Annotated in this window: 19 protein-coding genes; 13 read left to right on the top strand and 6 right to left on the bottom strand. The window is 49.2% G+C overall.

Annotated elements, in window-relative coordinates:
- Positions 1 to 47: 47 nt before the first annotated feature.
- The 10 genes from ACXX82_RS15095 (at position 48) to ACXX82_RS15050 (ending at position 9,839) form a co-directional block, all read left to right on the top strand.
- Positions 48 to 776, top strand: a complete 729-nt coding sequence (locus tag ACXX82_RS15095) for a YebC/PmpR family DNA-binding transcriptional regulator (RefSeq protein WP_322236160.1) — start codon at positions 48 to 50, stop codon at positions 774 to 776.
- A 237-nt stretch (positions 777 to 1,013) separates the two neighbouring features.
- Entirely contained in the window at positions 1,014 to 2,288 is a 1,275-nt protein-coding gene (gene purD / locus ACXX82_RS15090; protein ID WP_458563191.1) for a phosphoribosylamine--glycine ligase, read from the top strand.
- A gap of 380 nt (positions 2,289 to 2,668) precedes the next feature.
- On the top strand, positions 2,669 to 3,604 hold the full coding sequence (gene hemF, locus ACXX82_RS15085) for an oxygen-dependent coproporphyrinogen oxidase (RefSeq protein ID WP_322236156.1): 936 nt from the start codon (positions 2,669 to 2,671) through the stop codon (positions 3,602 to 3,604).
- Position 3,605: 1 nt separating this feature from the next.
- Positions 3,606 to 4,274, top strand: a complete 669-nt coding sequence (locus ACXX82_RS15080; protein WP_458563190.1) for a nicotinate-nucleotide adenylyltransferase — start codon at positions 3,606 to 3,608, stop codon at positions 4,272 to 4,274.
- Positions 4,275 to 4,925, top strand: coding sequence for a ribosome silencing factor (gene rsfS / locus ACXX82_RS15075; protein ID WP_458563189.1), 651 nt, complete (start codon positions 4,275 to 4,277; stop codon positions 4,923 to 4,925).
- A 12-nt stretch (positions 4,926 to 4,937) separates the two neighbouring features.
- The gene (rlmH, locus tag ACXX82_RS15070; RefSeq protein ID WP_323505697.1) at positions 4,938 to 5,408 is read left to right on the top strand and encodes a 23S rRNA (pseudouridine(1915)-N(3))-methyltransferase RlmH; all 471 of its coding nucleotides are present in this window, start codon (positions 4,938 to 4,940) and stop codon (positions 5,406 to 5,408) included.
- A 112-nt stretch (positions 5,409 to 5,520) separates the two neighbouring features.
- Positions 5,521 to 6,141 (top strand): Maf family protein, encoded by a 621-nt coding sequence (locus ACXX82_RS15065; protein ID WP_322236148.1) that lies wholly within the window; start codon positions 5,521 to 5,523, stop codon positions 6,139 to 6,141.
- On the top strand, positions 6,138 to 7,616 hold the full coding sequence (gene rng, locus ACXX82_RS15060) for a ribonuclease G (protein WP_322236146.1): 1,479 nt from the start codon (positions 6,138 to 6,140) through the stop codon (positions 7,614 to 7,616). The genes ACXX82_RS15065 and rng overlap by 4 nt, the downstream gene beginning before the upstream one ends.
- Before the next feature lie 17 nt (positions 7,617 to 7,633).
- A complete protein-coding gene (locus ACXX82_RS15055) occupies positions 7,634 to 8,611 on the top strand; it encodes a glycosyltransferase family 8 protein (protein WP_322236143.1) in 978 nt (325 codons plus the stop codon).
- Positions 8,612 to 8,858: 247 nt separating this feature from the next.
- Entirely contained in the window at positions 8,859 to 9,839 is a 981-nt protein-coding gene (locus tag ACXX82_RS15050) for a glycosyltransferase family 9 protein (RefSeq protein ID WP_322236141.1), read from the top strand.
- A gap of 12 nt (positions 9,840 to 9,851) precedes the next feature.
- Here ACXX82_RS15050 and ACXX82_RS15045 read toward each other — a convergent pair whose 3' ends face one another.
- From ACXX82_RS15045 to dnaE, 4 genes are all read right to left on the bottom strand, one after another.
- On the bottom strand, positions 9,852 to 10,979 hold the full coding sequence (locus ACXX82_RS15045) for a glycosyltransferase family 9 protein (RefSeq protein WP_323505699.1): 1,128 nt from the start codon (positions 10,977 to 10,979) through the stop codon (positions 9,852 to 9,854).
- Positions 10,980 to 11,063: 84 nt separating this feature from the next.
- Entirely contained in the window at positions 11,064 to 12,821 is a 1,758-nt protein-coding gene (msbA, locus tag ACXX82_RS15040) for a lipid A export permease/ATP-binding protein MsbA (protein ID WP_322236139.1), read from the bottom strand.
- A complete protein-coding gene (locus ACXX82_RS15035; RefSeq protein WP_322236138.1) occupies positions 12,818 to 14,065 on the bottom strand; it encodes an O-antigen ligase family protein in 1,248 nt (415 codons plus the stop codon). The genes msbA and ACXX82_RS15035 overlap by 4 nt, the downstream gene beginning before the upstream one ends.
- Before the next feature lie 147 nt (positions 14,066 to 14,212).
- Positions 14,213 to 17,680 (bottom strand): DNA polymerase III subunit alpha, encoded by a 3,468-nt coding sequence (gene dnaE / locus ACXX82_RS15030; RefSeq protein WP_458563188.1) that lies wholly within the window; start codon positions 17,678 to 17,680, stop codon positions 14,213 to 14,215.
- A gap of 136 nt (positions 17,681 to 17,816) precedes the next feature.
- On the opposite strand from dnaE, the gene ACXX82_RS15025 reads away from it, so the two are divergent.
- The 3 genes from ACXX82_RS15025 to gluQRS all read left to right on the top strand — a co-directional run bounded on the left by ACXX82_RS15025 (position 17,817) and on the right by gluQRS (position 20,820).
- Positions 17,817 to 18,716 (top strand): sulfurtransferase, encoded by a 900-nt coding sequence (locus ACXX82_RS15025; protein WP_323505701.1) that lies wholly within the window; start codon positions 17,817 to 17,819, stop codon positions 18,714 to 18,716.
- Positions 18,717 to 18,955: 239 nt separating this feature from the next.
- Entirely contained in the window at positions 18,956 to 19,876 is a 921-nt protein-coding gene (locus ACXX82_RS15020) for a LysR family transcriptional regulator (RefSeq protein ID WP_458563187.1), read from the top strand.
- A gap of 44 nt (positions 19,877 to 19,920) precedes the next feature.
- Positions 19,921 to 20,820, top strand: a complete 900-nt coding sequence (gene gluQRS, locus ACXX82_RS15015) for a tRNA glutamyl-Q(34) synthetase GluQRS (RefSeq protein WP_322236134.1) — start codon at positions 19,921 to 19,923, stop codon at positions 20,818 to 20,820.
- A 138-nt stretch (positions 20,821 to 20,958) separates the two neighbouring features.
- Here the strand turns inward: gluQRS and ACXX82_RS15010 are convergent, their stop codons facing one another.
- Complete coding sequence (locus ACXX82_RS15010) at positions 20,959 to 22,503, bottom strand: DEAD/DEAH box helicase (RefSeq protein WP_458563186.1); 1,545 nt, start codon at positions 22,501 to 22,503, stop codon at positions 20,959 to 20,961.
- A gap of 272 nt (positions 22,504 to 22,775) precedes the next feature.
- Positions 22,776 to 23,801 carry a tRNA (adenosine(37)-N6)-threonylcarbamoyltransferase complex transferase subunit TsaD gene (gene tsaD, locus ACXX82_RS15005; protein WP_322236132.1) on the bottom strand — a complete coding sequence of 342 codons (1,026 nt, stop codon included), beginning with the start codon at positions 23,799 to 23,801 and terminating at the stop codon, positions 22,776 to 22,778.
- Positions 23,802 to 23,863: the final 62 nt, after the last annotated feature.

Here is a 23,863-nt window from a genome sequence, read left to right as displayed (position 1 = left end):
TAAAATGCTGCTTTGATTATAGCTAACTACAGCAAGAAAGAACCATCATGGCGGGACACAGTAAATGGGCCAATATCAAGCATAAAAAGGCAGCCACCGATGCCAAACGCGGCAAAGTGTGGACCCGCTTGATCAAAGAGATCACCGTCGCAGCCCGGATGGGCGGTAGCGACCCAGACACCAATCCGCGATTACGCCTCGCAGTCGACAAAGCAGGCGACGCCAATATGCCCAAGGATAACGTAGTCCGCGCAACTCAGCGCGGTGCGGGTGAACTGGATGGTGTCAACTACGAAGAAGTCCGCTATGAAGGCTATGGCATTAATGGCGCCGCCATCATCGTAGAGTGCATGACTGACAACAAAATTCGCACCGTGGCTGAAGTCCGTCATGCGTTCTTGAAAAACGGTGGCAATATGGGCACTGAAGGCTCAGTCGCCTTTATGTTTAAACATTGCGGTCAATTCCTATTTGCGCCCGGTACCAACGAAGATGCGTTGATGGAGGCCGCTCTGGAAGCGGGCGCTGACGACGTTATTACCGATGAAGAAGGCGGAATCGAAGTATTGTGCGCACCGTTTGAGTTCTCGGTAGTGAAGTCGGCGCTTGAAAAAGCAGGCTTTAAAGCAGAAATGGCCGAAATCATCATGAAGCCAGCGACTGAAACAATGTTCGCGGGTGAAGATGCAGTCAAAATGCAAAAATTGCTGGATGCGCTGGAAAATCTGGACGACGTTCAGGAAGTTTTCAGCAACGCCATTATTGAAGATCATTGATAGCATGCTTAGGTGCTTAGGCTTATGTAATTAAATGGCATCAAGTTGATTTAAATTTAATGAAATTTAATGAAATTAAATTTATTTATTTATTTATTTATTTATTTAAATCAACTTATTTTCATAAACCTTTCTGCCATCTCTTTTTGGCAACTATTGATAGCACTATTTGCAGGCATCTGACCGCGCTCTTATCGGCGGCATAGTCAGCAACAAATGCGTAAAACCGGACATCTTATGAAAATTCTCGTCGTTGGCTCTGGTGGCCGTGAACATGCACTAGCGTGGAAAATCGCCCAATCGCCCCGTATCCAAACCGTCTTTATTGCGCCCGGTAACGGGGGTACTGCACTCGATTCACGCCTGCAAAACGTCGACATTACCGATTATTCAGCACTGGCAGACTTTGTTGAAAAAGAGCGCATCGCCCTCACCGTCGTTGGCCCTGAAACACCGTTAGCTGGCGGAATCGTGAACGTATTCCGGGACCGTGGCCTCAAAATTTTTGGCCCGACCAAAGAAGCGGCGCAACTGGAAAGTTCCAAGGATTTTGCTAAAGCCTTCATGCAGCGCCACAAGATCCCCACAGCAGATTATCAAACGTTCACCGACGTCGAAGCCGCGCATCGCTATCTTGACCAAAAGGGTGCGCCAATTGTCATCAAGGCTGACGGACTTGCTGCAGGTAAAGGCGTGGTCGTTGCGATGACACCAGAGGAAGCGCATGCGGCAGTAGATATGATGCTGGCTGACAACAAATTCGGTACCGCCGGATCAAGCGTTGTCATCGAAGACTTTCTGACCGGCGAAGAAGCCAGTTTCATCGTCATGGTCGATGGCAGAAATATTCTTGCCCTTGCCACTAGCCAGGATCACAAACGCTTAAAAGATGACGATCAGGGACCGAACACCGGCGGCATGGGCGCTTATTCCCCTGCACCGATCGTCACCCCCGCGGTGCATGCGCGCGTCATGCGCGACATCATTACACCGACCATCCAAGGCATGGCGAAAGAAGGCAGTCCTTTTACCGGCTTTCTATACGCTGGCTTGATGATTGACGACAAGGGCAACCCAAAGACCATCGAATTCAATTGCCGTATGGGCGATCCCGAGACGCAACCGATTATGGCGCGCCTGAAAACCGATTTGCTGATGGTGATGGAACACGCCGTCAACAACACGCTCGATACCATCGAACTGGAATGGGACCGCCGCACCGCGTTAGGTGTCGTTATGGCTGCCGCTGGTTATCCTGACGCGCCGCGCAACGACGATCTGATTTCTGGTATTCCCCCTGAGACTGCGGACGCCATCACTTTTCATGCTGGCACGACACTGACCGGGACGCGACTAACCACCTCCGGCGGACGCGTCCTATGCGTTGTTGGCCTAGGCGACAGCGTCAAAGTAGCGCAAAAGCACGCTTATAACATCGTCGACATCATTCATTTTAGCGGTGCGCAATTTCGTCGTGACATTGGCTGGCGTGCGATAAAACGGCCTGGATAAGTCGCCTTGGCTGCGTCAATTTGCGTTAAAAATCTTGCTATCAATAAACGATAACTAGATGCTTTTACAATGTTCCCCGCAATGAACGCCAAACCGAGGTATCAAAAGCAACTAAATGTTTCCTAGGTAATAATGATTCGTTGTACCTTAAAACGGCAAAGCGGCGATTTCGCCAGAATCAATACTGAGGGCTATTAATAATGTGTATTACTAACCCAAATCCACATTAATTAAAAGTTGGTAATCAACCGTCCTTTGCCATTCCGCTATCAAGGACCGCCTCGGCAAGGTACAATCCCTGCTATCCCGTGATTTATATGATCCGCGCACACTGATGCGCGATTTTTTTGCAATTTGTGCATTCTTTGTCCGTTAACGTAATGACATCAAATATCCCGTCCGCAACGGCGGTCAAATCCTACTTGCTGGATCTGCAGACGCGCATTGTGGCTGCCATGGAGCATATCGACGGACAACCCTTCGGTATCGATAGTTGGGATCGCCCGGAAGGCGGCGGCGGTATTTCACGCATTATCGAAGAAGGTAATGTGTTTGAGCGCGGCGGCGTCGGCTTTTCCCATGTGATGGGGAAAACCCTTCCACCATCTGCCTCTGCCAGTCGACCTGAACTTGCTGGCCGTCAATGGGAAGCGATGGGCGTGTCACTAGTCATGCATCCGCGTAATCCCCATGCACCAACCGTGCATATGAATGTACGATTTTTTACCGCTACAGCAGAAGGCAAAGAGCCGATCTGGTGGTTTGGTGGCGGCCTGGACTTGACGCCGTATTATGGCTCGGAAGAGGACACCCGCCACTTTCATCGCACTTGCCGTGACGCATTGACGCCATTCGATACTGATGCAGATAAAAATACCGATCAGGCTTTATATCCCCGCTTCAAGAAATGGTGCGATGAGTATTTTTATTTGAAACATCGTCAGGAGCCGCGCGGCGTGGGCGGCATTTTCTTTGACGATTTCAATCAGCTTGGCTTCGACCAAAGCTTCGCCATGATGCAAAGTGTCGGCAATGCCTTCATCCCCGCGTATGGTGCGATTTTGAGTAATAACAAAGAAATACCATTTACCGAACAACAACGCGATTTTCAAGCATATCGTCGTGGACGGTATGTTGAATTCAATCTAGTGTATGATCGCGGCACTTTGTTCGGCTTGCAATCCGGTGGTCGTACCGAGTCGATCCTGATGTCGATGCCACCAGTGGTCAAATGGCGCTATAACTGGCAACCAACCGCAGGAAGCCCGGAAGCACGGCTATATTCGGATTTCCTGATTCATCGAGACTGGCTCTGACATGCGTGCTGATCAACATCCACGTTGTTGCGTCGCTGTTTTAGGCGGTAGTTTTGATCCGGTTCATGACGGTCACGTGGCTCTGGCCCGTTACTTTGTCACCTTGCTAGCACCAGATCTCTTGCGCGTGATTCCAACAGGTAATCCCTGGCAAAAGCACGGTTTGGAAGCAAGTGCCGCGGATCGGGTAGAAATGGTACGACGCGCTTTTAGCGACCAGGCCGTCAAGGTCGTCATCGATCAGCAGGAAATCGAGCGCCAAACGGCGACTTTCACTATTGATACGCTGCAATCGTTACGGGCTGAACTGGGTCCGGAGGCGTCCATTATCTTTTTAATGGGTGCTGACCAGTTACAACATCTGAATACTTGGCAGGGTTGGGACAAACTGTTCAATTATGCGCATCTGGGAGTAGCGTCCCGGCCCGGCTTTGCGCTGGATGCATCACAGGTACCGCCCGAGGTCACGCGCGAATTTACGCGCCGCGCAGCGACCCCCGAGCAGATTCGCCAGAGTCCGCACGGGTTGACTTATCTGGCGGAAAACCTATTTGTAGACATATCAGCAACAAAAATTCGTGCTGCATTGCACTCTGGAAAAAGACCAGACTCGCTGATCCCGGCGGTAGTGCTAGACTATATTGAACAACACCATCTTTATAAGAATTAAATGGAAATCAAAAAACTGCAAGGCCTCGTCATTGACGCTCTAGAAGACGTCAAAGCGCAAGAAATCCGCGTATTTGATACATCCCATCTGACCAGCTTGTTTGATCGCATCGTGGTCGCGTCCGGCACCTCCAATCGTCAGACCAAAGCACTTGCTGCATCGGTCCGCGACAAGGTCAAAGAAAACGGCGGCAATATTTTAAGCGTCGAAGGCGAAGGTACCGGAGAATGGGTATTGGTCGATTTGGGTGATATGGTCGTGCATATCATGCAACCGACGATTCGCGCTTATTATCGTCTGGAAGAAATCTGGGGCGAAAAAGAAGTCAAAATGGGCGCTGCCAAACGTGTTTCTCAACGCACGGCACCGGACGCTGAAGAAGGTGCTGCCGCGAAGAAAGTGTCGCGTCATCTGACCACGTCACAAGCGTTGGCACCAGAAGTCGATGCACCGAAAAAAGCACCTGCACGCAAAAAACCGGTAAAAAGCGATCCTAAACAAGCGGTCGGCAAAACCATCAAAGTAAAGTCATCGAAAAGCGTCACTACCAAAAATGCTGCGCATAAAGCCGCCACTGCGCCAAGGAAAGCGCCAGTAAGAAAAGCGCCGACGACAGCGCGTGCGCCAGCTAAACCAAAAGACGAAGCCTGAGTGTAGGTTAACGTGCAGCTCATCATCGCTGCGGTCGGCCACAAAATGCCGACCTGGATTGAGACCGGATTCGGCGAGTATGCAAAGCGCATGCCGCCGGATTGCCGGATCGTCCTCAAAGAAATCAAACCGGTTGATCGCTCCAGCAGCAAGACGGCGGAAACTGCCATGGCGCTTGAGCGTGCTCGCATAGAAGCTGTCTTGCCCAAAGGTGTTCGCATCGTCGCTCTGGATGAGCACGGCAAAGACCTGACCTCGGTGCAACTATCGCAGCATTTGGTCCAATGGCAACAAGATGGCCGCGACGTCGCATTTATTATCGGCGGCGCCGACGGTCTTGATCCTGCTTTTAAAGCAAAGGCGGACACGCTGCTGCGTATCTCCAGTTTAACGCTACCGCATGGCATGGTACGGGTGCTTTTGGCGGAACAGCTTTATCGGGCCTGGTCAATTACCCAAAATCATCCTTATCACAGGATTTAGTGCGCCGGATATCACGGATATCAATCCGGCGAGTATGAGTTCGACCAAAAATGAGGTAAATTAGGTTACCTGAATTAACAGGTTATTTAGGAAGAATGCTACTGCCCAAATAATGAAAATCTGGAACCAAAAAATTTATCTTGCATCAAAAAGTCCCCGAAGACGTGAACTTTTACGTCAAATTGGTGTGGATTTTGAGCTACTCTTATTACGCGAAAACACCCCACGCGGACCAGATGTCAGTGAGGAAGTCCTTTCAAATGAGCAGCCAACCGCTTATGTAGAACGCGTTACCCTGGAAAAGGCCGCATTTGCTTTCCACACCATGCAGCAGCGTAAGTTGCCAATGAGGCCGCTCCTCGCCGCAGATACGACAGTCACCATTGATAATAAAATATTGGGCAAACCGGCCGATAACGCAGAAGCAGTAAATATGTTGCGACAATTGTCAGGCCGAACGCACCAGGTATTGACCAGCGTTGTTGTGGTGTATCAGCTGCAATCCTGGCAAATAACACAAACATCTGAAGTGGTTTTTCAAACCCTTAGCGATGAAATAATCCGAAGCTACTGCGCGACGGCAGAACCTTACGACAAAGCCGGGGCCTATGGTATCCAGGGATTTGCTGCCATGTTCATCAAACGTATCAATGGTAGTCATTCCGGCATTATGGGTTTACCCCTTTTTGAAACCGCTCAACTATTACAACAGGCAGGAATCGATATTTTATGAGCGAAGACATACTGGTTAACATTACCCCGCAAGAAACGCGTGTCGCGCTGATTTTTCAAGGCGCTGTGCAAGAATTACATATCGAACGCACCTTATCCCGCGGATTGGCCGGAAATGTCTATCTTGGCAAAGTCGTCCGCGTTTTACCCGGCATGCAATCCGCATTCATCGATATTGGATTGGAGCGAGCGGCCTTTTTGCATGTGGCCGATATATGGGAAGCCCGCGTGCGTGGAGTACCAGCAGCCGATGGACAGCCAACGATACCGATGCCGATTGAAAAGCTGTTATTCGACGGACAACCGTTGATGGTACAGGTTGTTAAAGACCCTATCGGGACCAAGGGCGCACGATTATCCACCCAAATTTCCATCGCTGGCCGCATGCTGGTGTATCTGCCGCAAGATAATCACATTGGTATTTCTCAGCGCATCGAAAACGAAGCAGAACGCGAATTGTTGCGTACTAAAGTACAACAGTTGCTTCCACCCGAGGAGAAAGGCGGCTTCATCATTCGCACCATGGCTGAAGATGCGTCCGACACCGATCTGCAAATGGATATTGAATACCTGCGTAAAACCTGGTCTTCGATCACACAGCTGGCAAAAAGCCGTCCGGCACCGACGCTACTGCATCAAGATTTAAGTCTGGCGCAACGCGTGCTGCGTGACTTTGTCGACGATAAAACGACCAGTATTCAGGTCGACTCGCGCGAGAATTTTATCAAGCTGCAAGAATTTGCCAGTACCTACACGCCGTCCGTCAATGCGCGCTTAATCCACTACACAGGCGAAAGACCATTATTTGACTTGTACGGTGTTGAAGAAGAAATTCTGAATGCATTGAGTCGTCGTGTGCCGCTTAAATCTGGTGGTTACCTGATCGTCGATCAGACCGAGGCAATGACCACGATTGATGTCAATACTGGCAGCTTCGTCAATGGTCGCAATTTTGACGACACCATTTTTAAAACCAATCTGGAAGCCGCCCACGCCATCGCCCGCCAGCTCAGGTTGCGTAACCTTGGTGGCATCATCATCCTCGACTTTATCGACATGGAAAATGTCGAGCATAAGATAGCAGTATTGTCCGAACTCAACAAAGCCTTATTGCGTGATCGGACCAAGAAATCGGTATCCGATTTTTCGGCGCTGGGCTTAGTCGAGATGACGCGCAAACGCACGCGTGAATCGTTGGCACATATTCTGTGCGAAACCTGCTCGGTATGTAATGGCAAAGGACAAGTCAAAACCGCCCGCACGCTGTGTTACGAAATTTTGCGAGAGGTGTTGCGCGAAGCAAAACAATTCAACCCGCGTGAATTTCGCATTCTGGCATCGCAAGCGGTAGTTGACATGTTCTTAGAGGAGGAGTCACAACATCTCGCCATGCTCGGCGATTTCATCTCTAAACCGATTTCATTGCAAGTCGAAACGGTTTATCCGCAAGAGCAGTACGACATTATTTTGATGTAGGCTTCCAGGACAGTCCAATGCATGCATCTTTAAACGCTATTTCTCAGTCATCTGAAAAAAATCCATCGCGCTCCTTTCATATTGCGTTCTGTGTCGACGACCATTATTGCCGCAGCATGGGCGCAACAATCACGTCGATCATTGATAATAATCCGGGCGTTGACTTCACGTTTCACGTTTTTGCATTTGCGATTTCCGAAGATAACCGGCAACGTTTCAATCAGCTAACGACCAAGTACGGAGTCGCGACGCACATTCATATTATTGATCCGGTGATCTTTAAACCGTTTGCACATATCTCGCAATTTTCATATTATTCTCCAACCATCTTTACACGTCTGCTGATCCCTTCCACGTTGCAAGGAATCACGGATAAAGTCCTTTATTTGGATGCGGATATTTTATGCCTGGGAAGTATCGCTGAACTGATTCAAATGGATTTCGGAGATAGCGCAGCGATCGTGGTTCCTGACGCGGATGAAACTACGCGCAGACGCTGTGCTGCTTTACAGCTTTCATCGCAGCGCTATTTTAACTCCGGCGTAATGTACATGAATGTCGATGTCTGGATGTCACAACAGATCACCGAGAAAACAATTCTTTCGATTTTAGAAAATGGAAAAAATTACCGCTTCCCGGATCAAGATGCGCTCAATGTTGTACTTGAAGGAAAAATTACGTTTATCGAAAGAAAATGGAATTTTCTATACGACTTGATTCACGACCTGGAAAAAGACAAAAGACAAATGCGTGACATTGGCGAGATCGGTTTCATTCATTTTGCCGGCGCAGTCAAACCCTGGAACGATTGGTGTTTGCATGCATCGACCGACCTGTTTATCAAGTACCACAAGCTATCACCCTGGGCCGATATAGCCCTTGATCCCGAGCCGCGAAATTATAAAGAGATGCGCATGTTTTCGCGTTTCCTAATGAAGCGCGGTGAGGTCTTTAATAGCTTCAAGTGGTATATGAAATATCTTTCAGCGCGTTGAAAAAAAGAGAAGAAAGAAACAAAACCAGAACATAAATGTGCCACTCAACTTGTACTTAAATAGTACATACCTGATCCAAGATAATAGGCAAATAATCAGACTCTGTAAAAGTCAGAATCGCGGGGTCGCTTCTGACTTTTATCGCTGATACTGATATCAGTTTCCACATGACGTTTTTAATCGATTACAAATGGCAATAACAAGCGCACACATTTTAATATGCCGCACCGACAACATCGGTGATGTCATGCTAACGCTACCCATTGCGGCGCGTCTGAAGCAACAACATCCTTCGATCAAAATAAGTTTCCTTTGTCGAGCTTATGCAGCCCCGGTCGTCAGGCATTGCCGCAGTGTTGACGAGGTAGTCGAACTGGAGGACTTCTTATCCGATCCATCCGGGTATTTTGCACGTGCTGGTATCGATACCGTCATCATTGCACAACCGGTCAAGCAATTAGCACAACTAGCATTCAAAGCAAGAATTAAAAATCGTATTGGCAATGCCCGTCAAAAGTTGTACCAACTGTTATATTGCAATCGTCGGGTGCGGTTCAAAAAAGGTAATTCAGAACATCATGAAGCGCAATTCAACTTTGAATTTCTGCGCCCGTTTGGTCTTAAGACCATTCCCGAAATTGCTGAGATTGCGGCACTTTATGACTTCGACATTCCCGAGAACGAAGAGGTTAACGGTCTATTGGCGCAGCATCCGTTCAACCTGATTATTCATACAAAATCTAACGGACATGGTCGTGAATGGCCAATCGCACATTATGTGACGCTTGCCAAGCAACTTAGCGCGTACAAAGATATCCAGTTATGGCTAACCGGCAGCGCCACAGAAGGACAGTGGCTCGCAGAAAATGCGGGAGAATTATTGAGATTACCCAATGTGAGTAATGTTTGCGGCAGGTTCACACTTGATGTCTTCACCTCTTTCATCAAAGCGGCAGATGGTTTGATTGCCAGCGGCACAGGCCCGCTGCATATCTCTGCAGCTATTGGGCAGCGCACGCTCGGTTTATTTCCACCGATCCGACCGATGCATCCAGGAAGATGGGCACCGGTAGGGACGCACGCCCAAAGTTTGTGCATCCCAACCAATTGTGCCGGATGTAAAGATATTGACGCGGCCGAATGTGCTTGTATGCTAAAAATCTCTCCTGGTGCCGTCGCAAAGATAGTCCTGGAATGGCACAAGGAAGCGATCCCGGTCACTGCCTGACAGTCAAATCAATCAGGTATTGGGCGGCAAAACAGCGATCACCTGATCAACGGTAATCGCTCTCACCCAATCCCTACGATTGGGTGCGTTGACGACGATGCTATTTGCCTTATCAACCGGCGCCCACTCAGGATTTTTTTGGCGCATCAGCGCAATCACCGGCACGTGCACTGCATTGGCCAAATGCATCACAGCGGTTTCGACCGAGATAATTAAATCGCACTCTTGTAATATTGCTGGTAACTGGAAGAAATTTTCCTGCGCACTAAAAAGCTGAAACCGCTCTAGTTTTTGCTGTGCAAAAAATGCTTTGGCAGCGCTCATTTCCTCGGGTACGACGTTCACCACAAGATCAGTGTTACGCCAGCTGTCCTGCGCTCTTATTGCCAGGGCCAGTTCAACTACGCGCTCTAAGGGCCAACAACGTTTCTTGGTCTTTGCATACGGATTGATGAATACCAGCTTCGGTTCGATTTCGGTCTGGCCGCTCTCACGCACAAATCCCCAGTCGCGTAATTGTTGCTTTGCGTAATCGGTCCAACGCTCTGGAATCTGAACAAAAGGCAATCGCGAGGACGCGGAGGTATCAATACCAAACAAGCGCTTGAACCAGCCCGCGTAAATATCGCTGATGTGCAATCCTGGTGCCGATGCCTCGTCTGGATTAAGGGCCGCATCCAATTTTCGATACGCCAAATGTTTATGTACAGCAAACAGACTCGCCGACTTTTTCATGCCCACGACAAAACCTTGTGGACTGATTTCACGGGCAAGTGACGCATACATCGGCGGCCGTAACGTTGAAAGCGACACGACTACCGGATAAGCTTCTTGCTGGGCTTCTTTTATGGACTGCTGAAACAACGGCGGACTATAAGTCTGGTTATAGAGCTTGGTCACAAACGGACATGCGGCGACCCAATCGTACAACGCATACTTTTTTAAAAACACCCAACTCTCAGGTCGATTAGTCCGGCGAACTTCATCAATCCATATATGAATCTTGATGTGCGGATAGGCTTCTGCAAAGGACTGAAAACAGTTTTGCAAGTAAGTGAAATCGCCCAAAGCAAGATGAGCAATGAACAAAATTTTATCCGCTTTTTTTAATACATCGCTTGGAACCAGCTGTGTAACCATAAAATTTTGAACTCAAGTAAAAGGATTCAAGTACGTTAGCGCGATCGATGATCGATCAAAACCAGGTCGCCTAACTGTCGGCATTTATACCTCGACATTCACCACTTCATTGGAGAACTGCAGGCGATACAGGTTAGCGTAAGCACCCTGCTTTTCCAGCAATTCGTCATGCGTGCCAACTTCAACAATCCGCCCCGAAGAAAGCACCACAATGCGGCTGGCACGCTCAATAGTGGAGAGACGATGGGCAATCACAAACGTGGTTCTGCCTTCCATCAATTTATCTAATGCAGCTTGTACAGCGCGCTCGGACTCACTATCCAGCGCCGACGTCGCCTCATCCAAAATCAGGATTGGCGCATCTTTATAGATTGCCCGCGCCATTGCCAGCCGCTGGCGTTGGCCGCCTGATAAGCGTGAACCGTTATCTCCAACCTGTGTTTCCAGTCCATCAGGCAGGCTCGCGATCATATCGGTCAAGTAAGCGGCCTTTGCTGCAGCCTCAATACGACCGCGATCCGGCGTACTGTCGCCATAGGCAATATTTGCGGCAATCGTGTCGTCGAACAAGATAACATTTTGGCTTACCATCGCGATTTGCTCGCGCAAACTCGTCAGCGCAATATCTTCGATCGGTTCGCCATCCAGCAAAATTTGGCCTCCGGTCAGCGCATAAAAGCCGGGTATTAAATTCACAAGGGTAGATTTGCCACCACCCGACATCCCAACAAATGCAATCGTTTCGCCCGGTTCAACACTCAGATTAATGCCATCCAAAGCCCGCGCCTCTTGGCCAGGATAGGAAAAACTCACATCGACCAGATCGATCCTGCCACGCGCACGCTGATCAAGTTGCTTGCCATCGGAGCGCTCCACCTGACTATCGATGAGCGTAAATACCGCTTCTGCAGCCGCCATCCCACGTTGCAACGGCCCATTCACTTCTGCCAGTTGTTTGAGCGGCGCTAACAATGCAATCATCGCGGTGAAAAATGAGATGAATCCACCCACCGTGATCTGGTTATGGCTGGATTGCACCAATGCCATCATGATCATGACGGACATCGCGCAAGCGGTCATGATTTGGGTAACCGGAACAGTCGCCGCAAAGGTCGTTGTCAGCCGCATACTGAATTGTCGAAGATGATCAGCACTCGCTTCGAAACGTTTTTTTTCATAATCCTGTCCGCCGAAAATCTTGATGACTTGTTGTGCTCGCGTCGTTTCTTCAATTACTTGGGTCAGTTGCGCGTTAACGTTCAGGGCATCTTTATTCAGTTTCTTGAGGCGCTTTCCAGTGGTTCGCACCACAACCATCATCAACGGCATCAACACCAGCGCGACAATCGTCAGACTCCAGCTGATATACAACATGTACGCCAGTAAGCCGATAACTGTCAAAATACAACGCACGATAGACGTAAATAGTTTGCTAATCATGTCAATGATCTGCTGTACTTCAAACATAATCGAATTGATCACGCGTCCCACGGTATACGTGGCATGAAAATCAATCGGTACATTGAGCAAACGACTGAACATTTGACGCCGTAACGTATTAAGCACGCGCGTAGACACCCAGTTAGTCATGTAGGTCGTTAAGAATGTGGAGGCTCCGCGTGCAACAAACGCACCGACCACCGCCACCGGCACCATCCACAACGGGAACGAAGGCTTTTCGACAAACCCATGATCGAGTAAAACCTTAAAGATATACGCCACCAGCGGCTCGGTCGCGGCGGTGACAACCATTCCGAGGAAGGCCAACGCCAACCGTTTTTTGTAAGGACGATGGAATGTTGCCAGTCGCTTGAAATACGTTGAATACGATGGTGCAGTCATGGTTGAGTCAATTCAAGTTCTTTTTTTCGTTTAATGATACAGGCAAGAAATGTCGCCACACTCATTGTGTAAAATCCACCGAGGACGGTCCAAAAGAACATCAGATCGGTAAGGCCGTATATAAAAAATCCGAGGCAAAGCGTCACTCCCAACGCTGCTGCAGTCTTTATATCTTCATCAGAATGACGGATTTCGCGCAAAAAATAGTAGGCAGGCACGCAATAAATCGAGATGCTCGCCAGCAATCCAAATACGCCCAGAATCGCCATATTAAACAAAATTTCATTGTGCGAGTGCGCAAAAGCCGCCGCCGCCGGGCTCACTATTTTACGGGATACCAACTCATTGACATTGCTACTGTAATTCTCACGTCCTGTGCCAACGATCGGATGCTCTTTAAATAAGATCCATGCTGCATTCCATAGTTGCAGGCGAATGCCTACGGAAGTGTCAGCGTTTTGGCCGTCCGTGTAAAGAGTGACATCCTCTTTCACATCTTCCAGTCTGTTTTGGACGCTACTACTAAACGTCACTATGCCAACTAATATGCCCAGTGCGATTACCGCAATCGCCAGTTTATTCCGCAGTTGAATGTTGTTAAAAAACATGAATGCGACCACTAGAAAAAAGGGTATCGCGATCCAGCTTCCCCTAGTTTGCGCTAACCAGGTCACATATAAGCCAAGACAACACGCCAATACTTTTAAGGCAAATATAACTTTGTCACGACGATCATTCCAGCCGAAGGAAATTAACGCCATACTTCCTAACAAGAGTGCGATGTTAGAAAATGCAATGGTTGATAAAAAACCAATATTTCCGAAGCGATTTACGCCAGCGTCAGTTAACATATACGCTTTTATCATCGCCGCTACCACACCGACAACAAAAGCCCACTGCACATTCTTGAGATAGCGAAGTGGCACACTCAGTATCACCCAGAAAATAGGAGCAAATACGGCGAGCCTGATCGCCCGGTCATACTGCTTAAACTGAAAACTTCCTGAGACGAGTTGATTGATAAGTACAGCACAGAACAGCGAAGCCATAGCAAGATGAAGCGGCCAGTATTGCTTTAGCAATTGACTGAAACTTGCCCCCATCGGCTTGAACCGGCAAATCAAAGCAACAATGCTGGACAAGAAAAGCAAATATAAACCGGCGTTACCTGCATTATGCAAAACAATCGAGAGCGCAGGAAAAAACGTAATAACGAGAATTACCGGCCATTTCAAATAAGACAAAGTTCTTCTCCGAATATTTTTTTGTTGCGTTACTTAACTTCCGAGTCGCACGCCCGAAGTCGGGCTAATTATTGATAAAATTAAAAAATTGATGACTATTATTAAATAGTCATCAATCATCGGTCATTAATCATTAATTGTAACTATTTAGTATTCGACCAATACCGATTCCCGTCCCAACTTCTCAGCCAGAGAGCTTTGCAAACCATCGCTAGGCGAGACCCGCCATCCATCCCCAAACAATATCTCGCAGCCGACCCCGCCGCCGGTATAGCGGACAGTCAACGGCAAGCCAGCTTCAGAGCGATGCGAGGACAACATTGTTTTCAGTTCGCTGACGTCGATCTGTTGTTTGGATGCCGTCAACGACAAAACAAACTGCCGACCATAATGAATCCGTGCATTCGCGATATCCATTACTTTTTCTGCGGATACGCGTAAGCCACCATTAAAGCGATCTTCCGAGACTTTACCTTGTACGACCAAAAACTCATCCTCCTTGAAGAAGGCTTTATTCGGTTCGAATTGCTCGTTGTAGATGGTTACATCGACCGATGCGCTGCCATCATCTAATGTCACGATAACCATTTTTCCGCGCTGAGTCATTTGTGTTCGTAAGCCGGAAATAATGCCAGCCAGCGTCCGTGGATCGCGTGACGGCTCCAGATTACCTAAAGGCGTGCGCGCAAAGCGGCGGGCTTCTGGCGCATAAATATCAAATAAATGGCCTGATAAATAGAAGCCAAGTGCCAACTTTTCTTCAGTGAGTTTTTGCCTATCAGTCCAAGGCATCGCTTTGACATACTCTGGCGGTTGTTCAAGATCACTATCATCGCCACCGAATAAACTGACCTGGTTTGCCGCTGCAAGTTTTTGATCAGCCGCCTCCATCGCCAGCGGCACCGATGCCAACAAAATGCCACGATCCACTTTAAAGCAATCGAATGCGCCAGCACGAATCAGGGATTCTATCGTGCGTCGGTTAATCTGACGTTTATCGACCCGCACACAAAAATCGAACAAATCCACAAAAGGTTTGACGTTTCGCGCTGCGACAATCGCCTCAATCGCGTTTTGACCAGAACCTTTAACCGCACCTAAACCGTAACGAATAAACGCCGCTTTTTTACCTGCCTCAGCTTCGGGCGTAAAGCGATATTCCGATAAATTAATGTCCGGTGGCAGTAAAGTCAATTTGCAGATATCAAGCGCGTCCGCCACCAGAATTTTTACTTTTTCGGTGTCATCCATCGCCAGCGACAAGTTAGCCGCCATGAAAGCTGCCGGATGATGCGCTTTTAAATAAGCGGTGTGATAAGACAATAACGCGTACGCAGCGGCATGTGATTTGTTAAAACCATACCCCGCAAATTTTTCCATCAAATCGAAAATTTCGTCGGCTTTGGCTTCGCTCAAACCATCCTTAGCGGCACCGTCGCGGAAGATTTGACGATGCTCGGCCATCTCTTCAGCTTTTTTCTTACCCATTGCGCGCCGCAGCAAATCCGCACCGCCGAGCGAATAACCGCCGACGACCTGCGCCATCTGCATAACCTGCTCCTGATACACCATGATGCCGTAGGTTTCCGACAAAATTCCTTCGGTGCGTGGATCAGGATAATCAAAACGTTCGCCATGCTTACGTTTGCAGAAATCAGGAATCAGATCCATTGGACCGGGACGATAGAGTGCCACCAGCGCAATAATGTCTTCGAATCGATCCGGTCGCGCATCTTTCAGCATCCCTTGCATACCGCGGCTTTCGAGCTGGAATACGGCGACGGTTTTGGCGGCCGTCAGCAACTGATAAGAAGCACGGTCATTCAGCGGCAATTTTTCCAGACTAAAGTCAGCCATCGCTGGATCAAGCTGTTTGATGTAGCGCACTGCACGATCAAGAATCGTCAGCGTGGTCAAACCCAAAAAGTCGAACTTAACCAGTCCGACCGCTTCCACGTCGTCCTTGTCGTATTGCGACACCACACCGGCATCACCACCTTGCGTGTAGAGCGGGCAGAAATCGGTCAACTTGCCCGGCGCAATCAGTACGCCACCCGCATGCATGCCGATGTTGCGGGCAATGCCCTCAACCTGCTGCGCCAGACTCAATAGCTGCTTGACCTCTTCTTCATTTTCCAGACGCTCGGCCAGCATCGGCTCTTCTTTAATAGCGTCCGCAATCGTCACGTGCTTACCCGGCTTGAACGGGATCAGTTTGGAAATACCGTCACAGAAATTGTAGCCAAAATCAAGAACACGGCCAACGTCGCGAATCGCACCCTTTGCGGCCATCGTTCCGAAAGTCGCAATTTGGGAGACAGCATCCTTACCGTACAAATCCTTAACGTGCTGGATAACCCGGTCACGGCCTTCCTGGCAAAAGTCGATATCGAAATCGGGCATAGAAACCCGTTCCGGATTCAGAAACCGTTCGAACAGCAAGTTATATCGCAACGGATCAAGATCGGTAATTTGAAGTGAGTACGCCACCAGTGAACCAGCGCCAGAACCCCGGCCCGGCCCAACCGGCACACCATTCTCTTTAGCCCAGCGAATGAATTCGGCAACGATCAGAAAATAGCCGGGAAATCCCATCTTGACGATGGTATCGATCTCAAACTTCAACCGATCTTCATAACGCTGACGATTCTCTTCACGCTTTTCAGGGTCTGGATACAGATGCACCATGCGCATCGCGAGCCCATCTTTTGACTGCTCATCAAGGAAGTCACCAATCGACATACCTTCGGGCGTCGGAAAATCCGGGAGTTGCGGCTTGCCCAGTTGCAGCGACAAGTTACAACGCTTGGCGATCTCTACTGAGTTTTGCAATGCGGCCGGCATGTCAGCAAATAACGCCGCCATTTCGGCCTGGGTTTTAAAGCATTGCTGATCATTGAAACGTCGCACGCGCCGCGCATTTGCCAGCATTTCGCCCTCAGAAATACAAGTGCGTGCCTCGTGAGCAATGAATTCTTCTTTATCAAGAAATTGAATCGGATGCGTTGCCACCACCGGCAGTTGCAGCTCAGATGCCAGCGCGACGGCATGACGCACGTTCGCCTCCATATTCGGCTGATCAGCACGCTGCACTTCGATATAAAAACTATCGGGAAAAATACCCATCCAGTGCTGGGCACAACGTTTAGCCGCTGCCAGATTACCGTTATCAATGGCAATACCGACATCACCAAAATGGGCACCGGACAGTGCGATCAGGCCGTTGCCACCCGATTGGTGCTGAAGGTCTTCCAGCCACTCGGAGCGAATTTCGGCGCGGCCGCGGTGTAGATTTTCTATCCATGCCTTGGACAGCAATTCACATAACTGTAAATAACCGACACGACTCTTCACCAGCAACAGTAAACGTGATGGTTTATCGCGTGCCTCGTTGTTGGTGATCCAGACGTCGCAGCCAATGATCGGCTTAACGCCTTTGCTGCGCGCAGCCTTATAAAACTTGACCATGCCAAACAGGTTGGCGAGATCGGAGATTCCTAATGCGGCTTGCTGATCGTCTGCAGCGGCTTTAATTACGTCATCGATGCGGACTAAGCCATCGACGATTGAATATTCGGAATGCAGGCGGAGATGGGTAAATTGCGGTGTCGTCATAGCCCGTATTTTACCCCGCCACCCGCTCTGAATCGGCTTTCGCACAGCAAATCACGTTGAAAAGTCGCGCCGCGTTTATAATACTGTTAAATCAATGACTTACAGAAACTTCAAAGAACCTCAGAGAATCAAGCTTATGTCGTCCACACCTACTTACGTCAACATTGCAGCGTACAAATTTATCACTTTCGATGATACCGCAGAGAAGCGCGCGGAATTTCTGGCAACCTGCACTCAACTTCAGCTAAGAGGGACCATTCTGCTGAGTCCTGAGGGCATCAATATGTTTTTGGCGGGCTTCCGCGAACAAATTGATCAGTTTTTAGTCTGGCTACGGTCAGACCCGCGCTTCGCTGATGTCGAAGTAAAAGAAAGTTATTCAGAAAATCAGCCATTTACACGCATGCTGGTGAAGTTAAAGGCGGAAATCATTACGATGAAACACCCTTTGATTAAACCGGAGTTAGGGCGTGCGCCCTCTGTTGCGCCGAAAACACTCAAGCGCTGGCTGGACCAAGGCCACGATGACAATGGTCGTCCTGTGGTCATGGTCGATACGCGTAACGGTTTCGAGGTGGATGTCGGCACTTTCGAAAACACGGTCGATTATCGCATTGACAAGTTTAGTGAATTTCCGGAAGTCATTTCTGCCCACAAAGAAGCATTGATCGACAAAACTGTTGTTACCTTTTGCACCGGTGGTATCCGCTGCGAAAAAGCCGCTATTCATATGCAGGAGATTGGCTTTGACAGCGTCTATCAACTAGATGGCGGCATTCTTAAGTATTTCGAGGAATGCGGCGGCGCGCACTATAACGGTGATTGCTTTGTGTTCGACTACCGAACAGCGCTCAATCCTCAGCTTCAAGAAACAGCGGCTTCGCAATGCTTCATCTGCCGCACTGTCGTGACCCCCCGCGAACAACTATCGCCGGAATACATCATCGGCGTCTCTTGCCCGCATTGCGCCACCAATCGAATGAAAAAAATGTCGGCACAAGACACAACAGTGCCAGAAATCACGTCGACTCCATAAACGACATAGCCACTACGCACGTTGACAGACATAAAAGCTCATCATTGATTCGGATGGGCTTTTTTCTAATCTGTATACAGATCACACATCACGCAGAACGGGGTGGAGATCGACGGCAGCAATAAATAAGAGTTAATTTAACCATCCTTTGATGGGCACCTCAAATTTTAGCTATATCATTCATTTATTCCATAATGCGGTAAATCGATAAACTTTACTATCACGGCGCTAAGCGAACCATGAATTTGACGCTCGAAGCATTGCAGATCATCGATACCATTGACCGCAAAGGAAGCTTTGGCGCCGCCGCCATAGCACTCAATCGGGTGCCGTCAGCGCTCACTTATAGTATCCGCAAGTTAGAAGAAGATCTGGATGTTTTATTGTTTGACCGAACCGGTCATCGCGCCAAACTCACAGTTGCCGGTCTCGAACTATTGACCGAAGGACGTCACTTACTCCAGGCAGCGCAAGAACTGGAGCGGCGCGTAAAACGTACCGCGACTGGCTGGGAGGTTGAACTGCGGATCGTATTGGATAGTATTGTGCCGTTCGAGACACTCATGCCAATGATCGCCGCTTTTGATCGTGAAAATGCAGGAACGCGCTTGCGCATTTTTCATGAGGCCCTTTCCGGTGTGTGGGAAGCCCTGATCAATGATCGCGCCGATCTGGCCATTGGCGCGCCACATGACGGACCCGACTACGTGCGTATGAGCGGAGATTTCCAGACACGCCAATTAGGCCTCACCGACTGGGCCTTCGCGGTTGCGCCGCACCATCCTTTGGCGTGTGCACCGGAACCCTTGACCGCTAATACGATCCAACAGTACAGGGCGGTTGCAGTCGGCGACACGGGACGCGTTTTACCCAGCATTACCTCCGGACTGTTAATCGGCCAAGATATCTTAACCGTACCGACGATGTCGACAAAATTGCAAGCACAACTGAACGGATTGGGATGCGGCCATTTGCCGCGTCGTCTGGCTGCTCCTTATTTTTTATCGGGCGCTTTGATTGAAAAAGAAACACTGGAGGCAAAACCGGGCGTCAAATCGCAAATCGCATGGCGAACGCCGGTCTTAGGAAAATCTCTTAAATGGTTTATTAATCAATTGAGCGATCCTGGAACCGTGCAGAATTTTATTGAGTGGCCTTAGTCAATGCCAAATACAGATCCTTATTTTTTTCTAATTACTTAACAATGCTCAACGCAAGCCCATACATTGGACGTTTCGCTCCCTCCCCGACCGGGCTATTGCATGATGGTTCGCTGGTTGCCGCTATGGCGAGTTATCTCGATGCCAAAGCGCATCAGGGTCAATGGCTGGTGCGGATGGAAAACGTTGATGAAGCACGCACTGCGTCCGGCGCAGCCGATGCGATTTTAAAAGCGTTATCGACACTACAGATGGCTTGGGATGGGCCGGTAGTATTTCAAAGCTGTCGCACAAATTTGTACCAGGCGGCATTTGACAAACTAGGACGACTAGCCTATCCATGCGGCTGTACGCGCCGTGAAATCGTCGACTCACAAATTGGTGTCGCGTCCGATGGTGCCGCAGTTTATCCTGGCACTTGCAGGGAAGGACTGCCAGTTGGCAAGCCGACCCGATCCTATCGATTGCTGGTACCCGATGCCGGTCACCCGGCTGAACTGATCAGGTTTGAGGACAGATGGCAAGGGTTAATGCAACAGCATCTTGCAATAGAGGTCGGCGATTTTGTGCTGAAACGTGCAGATGGATTTTGGACCTACCAACTTGCCGTGGTCGTCGACGATGCAGATCAGGGTGTGACACATGTTGTGCGTGGTGCGGATCTTCTTGATTCCACCGCCCGACAAATTTATTTGCAACGGCAACTGGGATTGACAACACCAAGCTATTTGCATGTGCCGGTTATCACCAACGCCAACGGTGAAAAATTATCCAAACAATACGACGCACAACCGCTGGATTTGAGCCAACCACTTCAAACGCTGGTCAAGGCCGCATGGTTTCTAGGATTGGAAATTGGCCACGTTGCCTCAGTTGAAACATTCTGGGCCGTTGCCATTGCAGCCTGGGCTAGTCAGCGCGTAGAGCGCCGTAACATCAACTAAAACGGTAGCAGATTCGAAGCAAAACGTTCTATGTCTCTCATACTGCGATGGCATTTTTTTAGGCGGTGGCACATAAAAGCCAGTAATTTGCCTGGGCATTTTACTGGCACACTTATTTCACCTTGCGGATAACCTGGCTTAGCGCTTAGGCATTCCGCCTAATAGCGCGGCAAGCTTTCCTTTAGGCTTGACCGGAAGACCTGACTGACTATTTTGCGCGCTCTCAACTGACGAAAGCGTAGGTTCGTACGGTTTCAAGAACCACGGATCAATTTTCTCTTTGCGCGGCAACGATGTATAGGCGCTACGCGTATGCTGGCTGCTACGATCCGAGGATCCTGAACGTGAGTCGGTTCTGCTGTCCGAGCGAGGGTCCGAACGTGAATCTGAACGTGAATCTGAGCGAGCATTGCCACGCGAATCACCGTCATCACGACGCGGCGAACGCTCACGCTCAACCACGCGTGCCTTCGCCACAAAGCCCACCAACTCAGCACGAACAAACTTGTGCTTGATCATTTTTTCAATATCTACCAACAACCGCTCATCTTTATCAGTACACAGCGAAATGGCATCGCCCGACGCGCCAGCACGACCGGTACGGCCGATACGATGGACGTAATCTTCCGCGTTATAAGGCAAATCGAAGTTAATCACGCATGGCAGCTCAGCGATGTCGAGACCGCGAGCGGCAACATCGGTCGCGACCAACACTTCAATCGCACCTTGCTTGAAAGCTTCCAGCGCTGCCATCCGCTCGTTCTGGCTTTTATCGCCATGGATCGCAGAAGCATTAACGCCTTCGCTTTCCAGATGCTTGGCCAGACGTGATGCGCCGATTTTCGTATTCGAAAACACGATGACCTGCTTAAGATTGCGTTCGCGGATAATAAAAGACACCGCGTCCAGCTTTGCCTGATCATCAATCCGATACATCGTTTGTGTGACATTGTCAGCCGTCGCATTACTGCGTGCGACTTCAATGGTGACCGGATTTTTGAGGAAGCTACCTGCGAGTTTTTTGATTTCAGCAGAAAACGTAGCTGAGAACATCAGACTCTGACGCTCTTTCGGGAGCAGATTAATAATCCGTTGCAAGTCGGGCAGAAAGCCCATATCAAGCATGCGGTCAGCCTCGTCCATCACCAAAATTTGCGTTTGCGACAAGCTGATGGTTTTTTGTTGAACGTGATCCAGCAAACGACCCGGCGTTGCAATCACAATTTCGATACCTGAACGCAGTGCCGCAGTTTGTGGGGCCATATCAATACCACCAAACACCACCGTTGCACGCAACGCCGTATGACGGCAATAGGCTTTAACATTTTCGGCAACCTGATCCGCCAGTTCACGGGTTGGCGTCAAAATCAAGGCGCGGACCGGATGCCGTGCTGGTGAGGCGCTGGTGTTGGCGTGCGCCAGCAACAACTGAATAATCGGGAGCGCAAATCCTGCCGTTTTACCGGTGCCGGTTTGGGCCGCGCCCATCACATCCCGACCTTGTAAAACGATCGGAATGGCTTGGGCCTGAATAGGCGTCGGGTTGACATATCCTTGATCGCTCAGCGCCCGCAAGATGTCTGGAGACAACCCAAAATCTGTAAATTTAATGGATGCCTCTAATGCTTCCGCATCGGACGCTATGATAATTTCTTGTTGCTTTTCAGACTGAGTGTCAGGCATAGTAATTGGCGGCCTTTCACGCTATATCATACATGTATATAGACGTGGCATTAACGAATTTTCATTCGCCTAAAGGCACTATTGCTTTCAAAGAATTCGTGATTTCGTGTCAACTTTTACATCATGTCAAAGGCGCTAACAGCAACGTCCGACTAGTTTCAAGTTGAATCGATAGGGGTGTGTAACTGTCGTACGATCAGCACACTTTTGCATTACAGTCCAGCATTTAGTCCAGCATTATACGCCTAGCCGCCAATTTTCTTCATTTCTGTTCATATCCCTATCTGATCTAACGGCCAGCGCGGTCGCACATTAAATGCATAATCGCGCTGCGCAGCATCCGGACTGATTTGCAAACGCATTGCACCGGCAAAAGCAATCATTGCGCCATTATCGGTACAGAACTCAAGTTCAGGATAAAACACCTTGAAACGCCGCTTCACCGCAGCCGCATTTAACGCGTCGCGCAATTGCAGGTTAGCGCCGACGCCCCCGGCGATTACCAAGCGGTTAAGCCCTGTCTGTTTTAAGGCAGCAATGCATTTGACCACCAGAACTTCCACCAAAGCATCCACAAAAGCGCGCGCGATGTTAGCTTTATCCTGCTCGCAAATATTGATCGTTTGCTTCTTCACCAAGGTCAGTACCGCTGTTTTCAAGCCAGAAAAACTGAAATTCAGATTTTTTGAATGCAACATTGGTCTCGGCAATTGATACGCTGTTGGGTCTCCAAACTCTGCCAGACGTGATATTGCTGGTCCACCGGGATAACCAAGACCCAGCAATTTGGCCGATTTATCAAAAGCTTCGCCCGCAGCGTCATCTAACGTTTCACCAAGCAAAGTGTATTGCCCTACGCCATCCACACGCATCAATTGCGTATGTCCACCCGACACCAATAACGCCACAAACGGAAATTTCGGTGGATTACTCGCCAGCAACGGGGACAAAAGATGCCCTTCCAGATGATGCACGCCCAGCATTGGCTTATCTAAAGCCAGACCGAGACCGCAGGCAACTGACGCACCGACCAACAAAGCACCAGCTAATCCGGGCCCTTGTGTATAAGCGATGGCATCTATATCGTCAAGATGCGTGTTTCCCTCAGTCAATACTTGTTGTAATAACGGGATTGCGCGGCGGATATGATCCCGGGACGCCAATTCTGGTACAACGCCACCGTATTGTTCGTGCATCGCCACTTGTGAATAAAGTGCGTGAGAAAGCAAACCGCGCTGTGTGTCGTATAACGCAATGCCGGTTTCATCACAAGATGATTCAACGCCGAGAACAATCATGGTAATAGGTAATTTTTACAATCTCGCATTGTAATGGAATGCGCACGCTGGCTAGATAACTC

Source organism: Glaciimonas sp. GNP009 (genome assembly GCF_054343755.1).
Note: the sequence above shows the minus strand (reverse complement) of the source record. Positions and strands in the feature narration are given on the sequence as shown.

What these genes read in the sequence shown, in the direction of transcription:
- ACXX82_RS15095 (WP_322236160.1), top strand. Translation starts at nt 48, where the DNA reads ATGGCGGGACACAGTAAATGGGCCAATATCAAGCATAAAAAGGCAGCC.
- purD (WP_458563191.1), top strand. Translation starts at nt 1,014, where the DNA reads ATGAAAATTCTCGTCGTTGGCTCTGGTGGCCGTGAACATGCACTAGCG.
- hemF (WP_322236156.1), top strand. Translation starts at nt 2,669, where the DNA reads ATGACATCAAATATCCCGTCCGCAACGGCGGTCAAATCCTACTTGCTG.
- ACXX82_RS15080 (WP_458563190.1), top strand. Translation starts at nt 3,606, where the DNA reads ATGCGTGCTGATCAACATCCACGTTGTTGCGTCGCTGTTTTAGGCGGT.
- rsfS (WP_458563189.1), top strand. Translation starts at nt 4,275, where the DNA reads ATGGAAATCAAAAAACTGCAAGGCCTCGTCATTGACGCTCTAGAAGAC.
- ACXX82_RS15065 (WP_322236148.1), top strand. Translation starts at nt 5,521, where the DNA reads ATGAAAATCTGGAACCAAAAAATTTATCTTGCATCAAAAAGTCCCCGA.
- rng (WP_322236146.1), top strand. Translation starts at nt 6,138, where the DNA reads ATGAGCGAAGACATACTGGTTAACATTACCCCGCAAGAAACGCGTGTC.
- ACXX82_RS15055 (WP_322236143.1), top strand. Translation starts at nt 7,634, where the DNA reads ATGCATGCATCTTTAAACGCTATTTCTCAGTCATCTGAAAAAAATCCA.
- ACXX82_RS15050 (WP_322236141.1), top strand. Translation starts at nt 8,859, where the DNA reads ATGCTAACGCTACCCATTGCGGCGCGTCTGAAGCAACAACATCCTTCG.
- ACXX82_RS15045 (WP_323505699.1), bottom strand. Translation starts at nt 10,979, where the DNA reads ATGGTTACACAGCTGGTTCCAAGCGATGTATTAAAAAAAGCGGATAAA.
- msbA (WP_322236139.1), bottom strand. Translation starts at nt 12,821, where the DNA reads ATGACTGCACCATCGTATTCAACGTATTTCAAGCGACTGGCAACATTC.
- dnaE (WP_458563188.1), bottom strand. Translation starts at nt 17,680, where the DNA reads ATGACGACACCGCAATTTACCCATCTCCGCCTGCATTCCGAATATTCA.
- ACXX82_RS15025 (WP_323505701.1), top strand. Translation starts at nt 17,817, where the DNA reads ATGTCGTCCACACCTACTTACGTCAACATTGCAGCGTACAAATTTATC.
- ACXX82_RS15020 (WP_458563187.1), top strand. Translation starts at nt 18,956, where the DNA reads ATGAATTTGACGCTCGAAGCATTGCAGATCATCGATACCATTGACCGC.
- gluQRS (WP_322236134.1), top strand. Translation starts at nt 19,921, where the DNA reads ATGCTCAACGCAAGCCCATACATTGGACGTTTCGCTCCCTCCCCGACC.
- ACXX82_RS15010 (WP_458563186.1), bottom strand. Translation starts at nt 22,503, where the DNA reads ATGCCTGACACTCAGTCTGAAAAGCAACAAGAAATTATCATAGCGTCC.
- tsaD (WP_322236132.1), bottom strand. Translation starts at nt 23,801, where the DNA reads ATGATTGTTCTCGGCGTTGAATCATCTTGTGATGAAACCGGCATTGCG.